This is a genomic window from Pseudomonas sp. Con_6, from assembly GCF_059379395.1.
Window position 1 is genome coordinate 3,449,100 of the sequence record NZ_CM182011.1, and the last position, 10,864, is coordinate 3,459,963.

The window sequence follows — 10,864 nt, forward strand, 5'->3', positions numbered from 1 at the left end:
CACAAGGTCGGCGGAGTGCTTTGAAACTACACCTTGAACTGCGCCACCATCCCGTTCAGCTCGACCGCCAGCCGCGACAGGTCCTGCGCCGCCGCACTGGTCTGGTTGGCCCCCGCCGAGGTCTGCATCGACAGATCCCTGATGTTCACCAGGTTGCGATCCACCTCGCGGGCCACTTGCGCCTGCTGTTCCGAGGCACTGGCGATCACCAGGTTGCGCTGGTTGATCGAGGCGATGGCTTCGGCGATCACCTCCAGTGCCTCGCCAGCGGCCCGGGCCACATCGAGGGTACCGGTGGCGTGCCCCTTGCTGCTCTGCATGGCTTCCACGGCGCGGCCGGTGCCGGTCTGGATTTCGGCGACGATCTGCTCGATCTCGCCGGTGGACTCCTGGGTCCGGTGGGCCAGGGCCCGCACCTCATCGGCAACCACAGCGAATCCGCGGCCCGCTTCACCGGCCCGTGCCGCCTCGATGGCGGCGTTCAGGGCCAGCAGGTTGGTCTGGCCGGCAATCGCGCCGATCACGTCCATGACCCGGCTGATCTCGTTGGCGCTGGCTGCCAGTTTCTCGATATCGCCGGCAGTGCCGGTGACTTCGCCCACCAGCAGCTGGATCGACTGCAGCGCCTGGTTGACCTGGTCACGGCCATCGCGGGTGGTCTGGTCGGCTCCCTTGGAGGCGTCGGCGGTGCTCACTGCGTTATTGGCCACTTCTTCCACGGCGGCGGTCATCTGGTTGACCGCAGTGGCGGCCTGTTCGATTTCCGCGCTCTGCTGCTGAAGGCCGCGACTGGTGTCTTCGGTCACAGAATGGAGTTCTTCCGAGGCCGAGGCCAACTGGTCCGAGGAGGCGCTGATCCGCGCCAGGGTCGAGCGCAGGCTGGCTTGCATACGATCCAGGGCGCCGAGCAGCAAGGCCGGTTCGTCCTGGCCTTCGGCACGAATCTCGCGGGTCAGGTCGCCGGTGGCAACGCGCTCGGCCACCGCCACGGCATCGGCCAACGGCACGACGATACTGCGGGTGAGCAGGGTAGCGATGGCCACCAGGGCTGCCATGATCAGCACCAGGGTACAGGTGATCAGCAGGAAGGATTCCGCCGAGGCCTCGGCACTGCGTTGCGCCGCGTTTTCCGCGCCGTCGACGTTGTACTTGACCAGGTCGCGCAGCGCCGCCTGCATGGCGTCGGTGGCATCCCCCAGGGGACCGTTGATCAACTGTCGGGCGTTATCGAGGCGGTTGTTCAGCACCGCGTCGGTGACGTCGCTCTGAATGGCGGTGTAACGCTGCTGCGCGCTGATGAAGGCGTTGAACAGCCTGCGATCCTTCTCTTCGAAGATGGTTTTCTCGTAGGTGTCCAGCGGGCCTTTCAAGCTTTCGTTCAGTTGCTCGGCGCGCTTGAGGGTGGCTGCGCGGGTCTGCGGCTGATCTTCAAGCAGGCTGCGCATGGTGATGGCCCGTACCCGGTTGAGGTCGGTACCGACCTGGCCCAGGGACACCACGGAGGGCAGCCAGGTCACCCGCACCTCGGTGGAGGCATTGTCCATCTGCCGGGTCTCGTACAGCGAAACCAGGCCGAGGGCCAGGACCAGAAGGCCGAGCAGGGTGAACATGCTGGCGGCCCGTTTGCCGATTTTCATTTGCCGGAACTGCATGGGTACTCCTTGGGGAAAAAGCTGGCAGTCAGAGAGGGACCGCCCGGTCACACAACGTCGTACCCCTAGGCAATGGGTCGATGCGTTTGTGCCTTTCTTCGATGATGTCAGTTAGACATCGTTCCCCAAGATTACCCCGTAACAATGAATAGATGTTTCAAATCAGTGATTCGATTCAGCCCCTTACGCCAGAGCCCTAGCGTTATCCCCTAGGGCTTGGCGGCACGTCTCAGGCCAGGCGCTCGAAACGATACGGCGCCGGGTCGATGATCGGGGTTTCCCCGGATACCAGATCCGCCGCCAGATGGCCCGCTGCCGGCGAGGTGCCAAAGCCGTGACCGGAGAAACCGGTGGCCAGGGTCAGGCCGGGCAGGGCAGCGACCGGGCCGATCACCGGGTTGGAATCCGGCGTCACATCGATGGTGCCGGCCCAGGCCTGGGCGATTTCCGCCTTTTCGAACACCGGCCAGGCCGCGCGCAGGTTGCGCAGGGCGTCGCCGTTGAGGGTGGTGTTGGCCGCAGGATCGGTGACCCGGACCTTTTCGAACGGGCTGACGGCGTCGGATTTCCAGCGACGGGCCAGTGACAGGTCGTCGAGGAAGTACTTGCCGAGGGAAATCTTCAGAAAGTCACGCTGCGCCTTGAGCTGTGGCAGGTAGCGGCGGCCGAGCAACAGGTGGTCCAGGGTCAGGAAGGCGTCCAGCTTGCCGCGCTGAGTGATGATGAAACCGCCGTCCTTGTGCTTGCGGAAGGAGAAGTCCGGCGCGCCGACGGCGGTCTCGGTCGGGCCTTCCATGGGCTGGGTGCGCAGTACCGAGCACACCAGCGGCAGGGTCGGCAGGTCGATACCGTGGTTGCCGAGGAAGCGCCGCGACCACAGGCCGCCGGCCAGCAGCACCTGCTCGCAACGGATTTCGCCGCGCTCGGTGACCACGCCGCTGACCCGTCCGCCGCTGGTCTGCAGGGTACGTACCGCGCAGTTCTCGATGATCACCGCACCCAATGCCATCGCCTTTCTGGCAATGGCGCTGGATGCCTGGGTCGGCTCGGCACGAGCATCGGACGGGGTGTAGATCCCGCCTTTCCAGTCACCCTTGCCGCCAGGCACCTTGTCGGCGATTTCCCGCGCGCTGAGCAGGCGGGTATCGAGGTTCAGGTGCTCGACGCTCTTCAGCCAGCTGGCATGCATGTTCATCTGCGCTTCATTGCGCGCGATGAACATGATCCCGGCCTGGCGGTAACCGACGTCCGCACCGACCCGCTCCGGCATCTGCGCCCACAGGCGGTCCGCCGCCAGGGCCAGCGGAATGTCGTCGGCGTGGCGGCTGGTCTTGCGCACCCAGCCAAGGTTGCGCGACGACTGCTCGCCGGCGATGCGGCCCTTTTCCAGGACCACTACCGGGATATTGCGCTCGGCAAGGGTCAGGGCAGCGGTAAGGCCGATGATGCCGCCGCCGATGATCACCACGGTGGTCGCGGGCGGCAGCTGTTGCTGGGTCTGTACGGGGTCGATGGTGGGCGACATGGGGAACTCTGCGTGGCGGGTCAGCGGGTCACTGGCCGAGGTTGATGTAGACGGCTTCGGCTTTCGAGGCGCCGCGGTAGGCGGTGACTTCCAGCTCGACCTTGTAGACCGTGGAGCCCAGCGGCGGGCAGGTCACGGTGCTGGCTGGGTCGATACCGCGGAACTTGCCGCCGATGAAGTCCATTACCTTCGGCACGTCGGCCGGGTCCTGGATGAACACGCGGGAGCAGACCACGTCGGCCAGGCTGGCATCGACGGCGGCCAAGGCGCGTTCGATGTTGGCGAACACCTGTTCGGCCTGTTCGATGACGTCTTCCGGGATTTCCTTGGTGTCCGGGTTGCGCCCGGCGGTGTTGGACACGTAGATCCAGTTGTCGACCACCACCAGCCGCGAGTAGCTGGCCTTTTCTTCGAAGATGGAGCCGCTTTTCACCTTGACGATCTGGGTCATGGGTAATACCTCGTTTGTCTGTTTGAGTCATGCGGCGCGCCGAGCGCCGCAACAAGAAGCGGATCAGCTGAGGACTGGGGTGTCCCACAGGTTGAGCTTGACGCCGATGCCCAGCTCGACGGCCTTGCGGTACACCACGGTGCCCCAGGCCAGGTCTTCCACCGGCATGCCGCCGACCGACATCAGGATGATTTCCTCGTCGTTCAGGCGACCCGGCGCGTCGCCGGCGATGATCTTGCCGATGTCTTCCACCTGTTCGGCCTGGAGCTTGCCTTCGGCGATCATGTCCATGTAGCGCACGCCCACCAGCGGCACGTAGTTGTGCGCAGGCTTTGGCAGTTCCTCGTACCAGGCCTGGTACAGGCCGGTGTTGTCGACCACCTTGCGGATATCGTGCTGCTCCATGCCTTCACAGATGCTGCACGGGGCCGGCATGGCCAGGAAGGCGCCGGGCTTGACCCATTCGCGGCGGACCAGCGGGTACTTGCTCGGATCGCCCACTTCACCGGTGCTGCAGTAGGTGACCAGGTCGGAGTCACGCACGACCTCTTCCAGGCTGTCGACGATCTTGATGGTGGTGATCTGCGGGTAGGTTTCCTTGACCCAGGCGACGAAGCTGTCGAGGCTGCGCTGGCCACGGCCCTTGATCTTGATGGTGTCCACCTGCGGGCAGGCGGCCATGAACGCGGCGACGGTGGTCTTGCCCATCACGCCCGGGCCGAGCAGGCCGATGACTTTCGAATCCTTGCGCGCCAGGTGGCGGGCGCCGACACCCGGGATCGCCCCGGTGCGGTAGGCCGAGAGCAGGTTGGCCGACATGTAGGCCAGCGGCGCGCCACTGTCGGCGTCGTTGAGGGTGAACATCAGGATCGAGCGCGGCAGGCCTTTTTCGCGGTTGGCGATGTTGGAGCCGTACCACTTGCAGCCGGAGGTGCGGAAGTTGCCGCCCAGGTAGGCCGGCATGGCCATCATGCGGCGGTCGGCGGTGGGCTTGGGCATGTGCGGGAACGGCGAGTTCTCCGGGAAGGTGATCATCGCGCCGTGGGAATCGTTGTTCGGCCCGGCCATGCGGTAGTCGCCCTGGTAAAGCAGTCCGAACATTTCCTCCATGGTGTCGACGCAGGCCGGCATGTCGGTGACGCCAGCGCGGATCATGTCCTGCTCGGAAAGGTAGATGAAGTCGATTTTGGTAGTCATGGCGGTCTCGCGATGCGCCTGGGGGCGCATTGAATGGCGTTGTGTTTGTTGTCGACGAGGACGGGCTGAGGTCTCTGCAACGCTGCTTGCGCAAACGTTCAGCGGGACTGGGGAGCAGTTTTACTAACGAGCGGTAGGCTGTCTTGAGCGTGCGCGCCATGGGGTTTGACTGTGCGTGACATGGTGGGTGTGGCTTATGGCCATTATCGGGTACCATTCGCGCCGGCGGCGGACCAAGGCCGCTCGCCAGGAAGCACCATTACCAACAGGAAGTTTTTGCATGAAGAAGGCTTATCTGGCTGGCTTGGCATTGATGCTGGGCAGCAGCGTTGCAGTCGCAGAATTGCCGGTACGGGACCCGGCGACTGTCTGTCCCTACCTGGAGCAGGAAGGGTTGATGGCAGGAGAGTGGAAGGTCACCGGCCCCACGGAAGGGTTCTGCCAGAGTTCGATCAAGTACACCGACAAGGTTCGTCAGATCGACCCGGTCTATTACATCGCCCGGGGCGACGCCCAGCAGGCTCACATCCTCAGTGTCGTGGCGAACATAACGGGTGACAACGCGCATTCCGCACCGATCCTCTTCCTGCGCCAGGCCGCGCATACGCTCAGCAAGAGGGTGACCGGCAAGCGCTTGCCAGGGAATATCAGTGAGTCCATCGGCTCGCAGAAAGGTGGCGCGACGGCGACGGTGGAGGGGGTCAACGTCAGGGTCGTGCGTACCGAACGCGCCGATGGCGGCTTCGACATGGCTGTGCATTTCGAATAGGGTTTGCGATCACTGGCCGATTCGCTTGCGAATCGGCTTTCGGAGCGTGTATTGACCGACATCCCGTTCCCCCGGTTCTGGCAAGGGCAGCTCTGGCTGGGCACCGACCACTGCCTGATCTCCGGCTATGCCGGGCAGACCGGCAGTCACTCCCACTATCCCCACCAGGTGCTGATTGCCCGGACCGGGGAGGTCGAAGCCATCATCGACGGCAAGGCCGAGCGCGGTCCGCTGCTGTTGATCGAGTCGGGCCAGGATCACGCCATCCTGACCGGCGAGCAGTCCCTGCTCAGCCTCTATGCCGAACCACTGGCGTTCGAACTGCCCATGCTGCGCGAGGTATGTGCGGGTTGTAGAGCGGAGGCCGAACATTTGATCGCCGCTTTGTCGCACCTGCCGCGTCGCGCCCTGCAACCCCGACTGGCCAAGGCGGTCCGGCGCATCCGCCAGCTCGATGCCGATGCTTTACCGGCAGCCGAACTCGCGAGTGCAGCGGCTTTGTCCCTCAGCCAGCTGGAGCGCCTGTTCAGCGGCGAGCTGGGCGTCTCCGTGCGTCGCCTGGTGCTGTGGCAACGCCTGCGCCTTGCCCTGCAACTGGCGCTGTCCGGCCACAGCCTGACCAGCGCCGCCGCCACGGCAGGCTTCGCCGATTCCGCCCATCTCTCCCGCACTATCCGCCGTCACTTCGGCATTCGTGGTGACCACACCTTGCGCCATCTACAGCTGCGCGTGATCGGCTAGGGCATCGCGCAAGCCCGGTGGCAGCACGGCCGGCGGATGGCTGGTCTGGGGCCCGACGAAGGGTTGCAGCAACTGCTCGGTGTAGGCCACTGGATAGTCAGGGCAATCACCGATGCCCAGGTCGTCATCGGCCAGTTCGTAGCCCGGAAGGTGCAGCGCCGTGCCCAGCAGCCGGTCCCAGCCACTGAAGAACAGGGCGAAATTCACGTCGCCGTTGCTGCCGTACTTCAGGTGATGCAGGCGATGTACGGGGGCCCAGGCGAACACATGGCGCAGCGCGCCCAGGCGCATGTCGACGTTGCTGTGCTGCAACAGCAACTGGATGGAAATGGCGAAGGCAAGCAGCGCCGTGGTTTCCTGCGGCAGTCCGCACAAGAGCAGGGGCAGGGTGCCGCCGAGGGCTTCGAGCAGTTGGTGCAGCGGGTGCTTCATCAGGCCGTTGAAGCCGTAGAGGCGGGTGACGCTGTGGTGCACGGCATGCAGGCGCCAGAGCAGGGCGCTGCGATGGCTGCCGTAGTGCACCAGGGTGATGCCAAGGTCGGCGATGGGGATGACCAGCAGCAGTTGCCCGGCCAGCGGCCAGTGGCTGGGCCAGATGCCGAGGTTCGGCAGGAAGGGCGCGACCAGGGGAAGGGCGGTGACGCTGAGGATGTTCAGGGATTCGTTGACGCTGGCGTGCAGGACGTCGCGGGGGGTGTCCTTTTGTGGCTGGTTCCAGAAGGGGCGATAGGGCCACAGGCGCTCGCAGGCGGCGCTGACCGCGATGGCCGCCAGCAGCAGCGGCAACAGCCAGGCGAAGCTTGCGCCGAGGCTGGCCAGGGTTGTTGCCGTGCCGATGAAACCGAAGAAAAACAGAGGACCGTACAGGCTGCGCATTTCGCTGCTCCATGAATATTGGAGCGCTGAGTGTCGGTCTGTCCCCGTAGTACGCGCTTGAACGAACAGCGCAATTGCCTGGGTTTACTCGGACCCTGTGGGCGGTTTACCCGCGATTGCAATAGTGAATTCACCACCGCAATCGCGGGTGAACCCGCTCCCACACGGTCCCTGCTAAATCAGTCAGAGCTGTACTCGGCGCAGTTTGCCGGTCAAAGGCAGGACACCGCCCTCTGGCAGGGGCAACAACCGCCCCGACAACCCCATGCCTTCACTGACCACCACCCCACCCGGCACCAGGCACAGGTTGGACGGCGTATCCAGGTCACGGGCCAGCACGCGCACCTGGGCGGTTTGCAGATTGCATTCCAGCAAACGCCCGCTGAAGCGGGTAAACCCGCCATGCCGCGGCTCGCCGTTCCACTCGGCGGTCAGCGGCTGTTGCAGGCTCTCGCAGAGCTCCAGCACCAGCACCTGCCCCTGCGGACCCAGGGCCAGCCCGGTGGGCAGTTGCAGCCCTGCGATCACGCATTCGATCTTGCCGCTGCCCGGCCAGACGCGGATCACCTGGCCGGCCTTGTCAGCAAAATCCACGCCCTTGCGACCCGGTTCGCCATGCAGCTCACCGGAGAACAGGCTGATCAGCACGGCATCCGTCGCCGGCTCGTACACCAGGGTAACGGGCACCGCTTCCTGGCCCTGGTCCAGGTCCGGCAGTTCCACCAGCACCTGCTCCTCCTGGCCCGGGCGCAATTCCACCAGCTGGTTGGTATCCGGCTTGACCGCCAGCCAGCTGCGCCGGGTCGGGTGGTAGCACAGGGCATTGAGATTGCCCTGACTGTGGCACACCGGCTCGGGCGGGCTGTATTGCAGGTCGAGCAGCTTCGAACCTTCGACGTAGTCGGTCTGGCTGACCAGCCAGCGCCCGTCACCGAAAGCGATATCCGACAGCCCCATGATTTCGTCCCGCAGCATGCGGGCTTGCATGTTCATGGAGCGGAAGCCTTGTGCCACGGTTTGCCGTGGCAACCAGGCGCCGGGCTTGTCGGGGTCGGGACGAAGCCGGCTGATGCGGCCACTGAACGGCTCCCCCGGCTGGCCCGAACCGGCCTCGGCCAGCAACAGGCTGTGATCGTCCTGCCAATGCACGCCGCGCGGATTGAGCAGGCCTTCGGCGATGATCGAGGTGGGGCGCAGGTCCTCGCGGACATGCGCAGCAATATGAAGGGGCATGAGTCTCTCTCCGTGGACAGATGCCGGGTGACCGCGAGGTCACCCGGCGCTCCTGTTTCAGATGCTCGCGTAGTCGCTCATGCTGAGCGGTTGCGGTGGGTAGTTGAGTTTCACCAGCTTCTTCGCCCACAGCTCGAGGATCGCCCGACGGCTCTGCGGCAGGTCGCGGGTGATCGGCATCGCCAGGGTGCTTTCCAGCTGGTACTCCTTGCTGATCAGGACGATGAGCTGGTCGACGGCACCTTCGATCCGCGACAGCGAGTTGAGCGGCATGTATTTGTCCATGATCGGGTAGAGGTAGTAGAACGGCTCCAGGATCCGCGGGTAGATGAAGGTCTCCCAGATCTGCTGGCCGCAATCGGGGTTCTGGTAGATGGCGTTCCAGGCATTGACGAAGTCCTCCTGCATCTGCGGCTCTTGCGGCAGCACGCGGACCGGGGCGAGGAAGTCGGCGTAGGTCTGGAAATAGCTGAAGCTGAACGGAATCCTCGGTGACTGCCCGTTCTCGTCAAGGAAGAAGCGCAAGGTCGGGAAGCCGGCCGCCACGGCGGTCATGCTCAGAGTGGCGATGCCGTTGGCGTCGGTCTGGATCTGCGTGTAGCTGTATTGCACCGTGGTGCCCTGCAGGGCGCCTTGCGCCTGGATCGCGCCGCCGAACGACAGGCAGGGGCTCAAGGCCACCGCGCCAGGCGTGGTCAGGTAGTCCTGGTAGCTCACCGCTTGCATGCCCGAGGAGCGCACGGCGGGCCGGCTGGCGACGAGTTGGCGGCCGCTGCCTTCGTTGACCTGCTGGGCCACTGCCGGCATGTCGTCGAACTGCGGCAGCACTGCGCTGTTCTTGCTGCGATCGTCCGGGTAGTCGTCGAACAAGGTGAAGTTGGCCTGGTTGCTGAAGGCCAGGTAGTAATCCGAGGTTCCCACCAGGTACGGGTTGTTGTACTCCGCCACCGTCAGCACGGTGCCTTCCGGTGCCGGCAGGCCGTCGTACTGCACCATGATCTGCAGGGTGCGGGTATCGCCGACGTCGATGAAGCTGCCGCTGTCCACCACCTCGGCGGTCCACATCTGCTGGATTGCGACAGTGGTCGGCGTTGTGCCCTGCAGTTGCAGCTCCAGCGAGCCGCTGGCCAGCAGCTTCTGCTGGTCGGTGTTGAGCGGCAGGTCGAGGATGCCGGAGCGCTGGACGAACTGCGACTGCTTGTAGTCGTCGAAGCCGAAGCTGCCCAGCGAGGTGAAGCGGGTGCCCTGGCGCACGCCGATCTGGAAGCTGCCAGCATCGAATTTCTCGGCATCCGGAACCGGCGCCGCCTTGTCGAGCGGGTAGAACGGGAAGCCGTTGAGCAGGTCCAGGGACAGGGTGTCATCATGTGCCTGGACCGAGATGACCCCCAGCGTCTGCGACTTGTCGGGCTGTCCGGGTTGCTTGAGCGGGATTTCCGTGACCGGGTACAGGCGGCGCCCGCCCGGTGAGGTCGGGTACTCCCCGGGCAACCACAGGCCCAGGGTGCCGGAGGTGCGGCTGTAGGCGGGGTTGAAGAAAATGCTGCCGACGTTGTCCAGGCCCTTCTGGTACATGTCCTGCACCTGGGCCATGTCCAGCGGCGCGGTGGAGTGGGTATTGATCGGCGGGTAGTTGTTGAAGATCCCGTTCTTGTCGTAGCAGGTCAGGTAGGAGGAGAAGCGCAGCATCAGGCCCTGGGCGCCCTGTGCCTCCATCTGTTGCTGGAGGTTCTGCAGCAGGTCCGAGCTGCCGAGGGCCCAGGTCAGGTTCTCTTTCGGGAAGCAGGTCTGCCAGGTGGCGGTGACATAGAACAAGCCGCCCAGCTTCGCCCAGTTGAAGTTGAGGAAGCGGTCGAGCATGCGGTACTGGCGCTTGGCGATCAGGCCGCACTGGTCGTTGCCCAGCACCAGTTTGTCGAAATACAGCGCGGTGAAGGTGTTCTGCCAGGGACTGACGTCGACGAAACGCGCCGGGGTCGGGGCGGTGCTGCCGAAGGGGTTGCCGTACAGGTTGAAACTCTGGTTGATCAGCGGGTCCTGGCTGACGTAGACGCCACCGGGGAGTTCACCGCCGCGGATGATCGACTGGATGTCGTTATAGCTGACGGTACCGCAGGCATTGTCGCCGAACAGGTCCCACTCCGCCGGAATCAGCGTCGGCGGGCTGTTGGAGACGTTGCCCGGCACCTGGGTGACGTAGTCGGGCGCCTCGTGCAGCACCCGCGGGGTGATCAGCCATGGCATCAAGTAGGTGTCGGCATTCTCCGGGGTGATGTTGTAGTACTCCAGGAACGGCCAGTTCAGCTCCATCTTCACCGCGTCGTACAGCGGATAAGTGTCGTTGTTGTTGCCGGTCGGCGGGTTCCAGAACATGTGGCCGTCGAGGTAGATGCGGGGGTAGTTCAATACGCTCATGTCGT

At 64.5% G+C, this 10,864-nt stretch carries 9 protein-coding genes; 2 read left to right on the forward strand and 7 right to left on the reverse strand.

Features of this window, described 5'->3' with window-relative positions:
• Positions 1–26 precede the first annotated feature (26 nt).
• From AC5QPF_RS15405 to AC5QPF_RS15420, 4 genes are all read right to left on the reverse strand, one after another.
• Positions 27–1,652 (reverse strand): methyl-accepting chemotaxis protein, encoded by a 1,626-nt coding sequence (locus AC5QPF_RS15405; protein ID WP_494964046.1) that lies wholly within the window; start codon positions 1,650–1,652, stop codon positions 27–29.
• A gap of 229 nt (positions 1,653–1,881) precedes the next feature.
• Entirely contained in the window at positions 1,882–3,177 is a 1,296-nt protein-coding gene (locus tag AC5QPF_RS15410) for an FAD-dependent oxidoreductase (protein ID WP_494964047.1), read from the reverse strand.
• Positions 3,178–3,205: 28 nt separating this feature from the next.
• A complete protein-coding gene (locus AC5QPF_RS15415; RefSeq protein WP_494964048.1) occupies positions 3,206–3,628 on the reverse strand; it encodes a Rid family hydrolase in 423 nt (140 codons plus the stop codon).
• Between the two features lie 63 nt (positions 3,629–3,691).
• Positions 3,692–4,825, reverse strand: coding sequence for an ornithine cyclodeaminase family protein (locus AC5QPF_RS15420; protein ID WP_375547431.1), 1,134 nt, complete (start codon positions 4,823–4,825; stop codon positions 3,692–3,694).
• Positions 4,826–5,105: 280 nt separating this feature from the next.
• Here AC5QPF_RS15420 and AC5QPF_RS15425 point away from each other — a divergent pair, with 280 nt between their 5' ends.
• Both AC5QPF_RS15425 and AC5QPF_RS15430 read left to right on the forward strand, forming a co-directional pair.
• Entirely contained in the window at positions 5,106–5,594 is a 489-nt protein-coding gene (locus AC5QPF_RS15425) for a hypothetical protein (protein WP_494964049.1), read from the forward strand.
• A 51-nt stretch (positions 5,595–5,645) separates the two neighbouring features.
• A complete protein-coding gene (locus AC5QPF_RS15430; RefSeq protein ID WP_494964050.1) occupies positions 5,646–6,335 on the forward strand; it encodes a helix-turn-helix domain-containing protein in 690 nt (229 codons plus the stop codon).
• Here the strand turns inward: AC5QPF_RS15430 and AC5QPF_RS15435 are convergent.
• The 3 genes from AC5QPF_RS15435 to AC5QPF_RS15445 all read right to left on the reverse strand — a co-directional run bounded on the left by AC5QPF_RS15435 (position 6,312) and on the right by AC5QPF_RS15445 (position 10,859).
• Positions 6,312–7,211: a sterol desaturase family protein gene (locus tag AC5QPF_RS15435; RefSeq protein WP_494964051.1), complete on the reverse strand. Its 900-nt coding sequence runs from the start codon at positions 7,209–7,211 to the stop codon at positions 6,312–6,314. The two genes, AC5QPF_RS15430 and AC5QPF_RS15435, sit on opposite strands and share 24 nt — an antisense overlap.
• 183 nt (positions 7,212–7,394) lie before the next feature.
• Positions 7,395–8,444, reverse strand: a complete 1,050-nt coding sequence (locus AC5QPF_RS15440; RefSeq protein ID WP_494964052.1) for a hypothetical protein — start codon at positions 8,442–8,444, stop codon at positions 7,395–7,397.
• A gap of 57 nt (positions 8,445–8,501) precedes the next feature.
• Positions 8,502–10,859, reverse strand: a complete 2,358-nt coding sequence (locus AC5QPF_RS15445; RefSeq protein ID WP_494964053.1) for a hypothetical protein — start codon at positions 10,857–10,859, stop codon at positions 8,502–8,504.
• Positions 10,860–10,864 lie beyond the last annotated feature (5 nt).

Excerpts from the sequence above, each read along its gene's own strand:
- AC5QPF_RS15405 (WP_494964046.1), bottom strand. The coding sequence starts at position 1,652 with ATGCAGTTCCGGCAAATGAAAATCGGCAAACGGGCCGCCAGCATGTTC.
- AC5QPF_RS15410 (WP_494964047.1), bottom strand. The coding sequence starts at position 3,177 with ATGTCGCCCACCATCGACCCCGTACAGACCCAGCAACAGCTGCCGCCC.
- AC5QPF_RS15415 (WP_494964048.1), bottom strand. The coding sequence starts at position 3,628 with ATGACCCAGATCGTCAAGGTGAAAAGCGGCTCCATCTTCGAAGAAAAG.
- AC5QPF_RS15420 (WP_375547431.1), bottom strand. The coding sequence starts at position 4,825 with ATGACTACCAAAATCGACTTCATCTACCTTTCCGAGCAGGACATGATC.
- AC5QPF_RS15425 (WP_494964049.1), top strand. The coding sequence starts at position 5,106 with ATGAAGAAGGCTTATCTGGCTGGCTTGGCATTGATGCTGGGCAGCAGC.
- AC5QPF_RS15435 (WP_494964051.1), bottom strand. The coding sequence starts at position 7,211 with ATGCGCAGCCTGTACGGTCCTCTGTTTTTCTTCGGTTTCATCGGCACG.
- AC5QPF_RS15440 (WP_494964052.1), bottom strand. The coding sequence starts at position 8,444 with ATGCCCCTTCATATTGCTGCGCATGTCCGCGAGGACCTGCGCCCCACC.
- AC5QPF_RS15445 (WP_494964053.1), bottom strand. The coding sequence starts at position 10,859 with ATGAGCGTATTGAACTACCCCCGCATCTACCTCGACGGCCACATGTTC.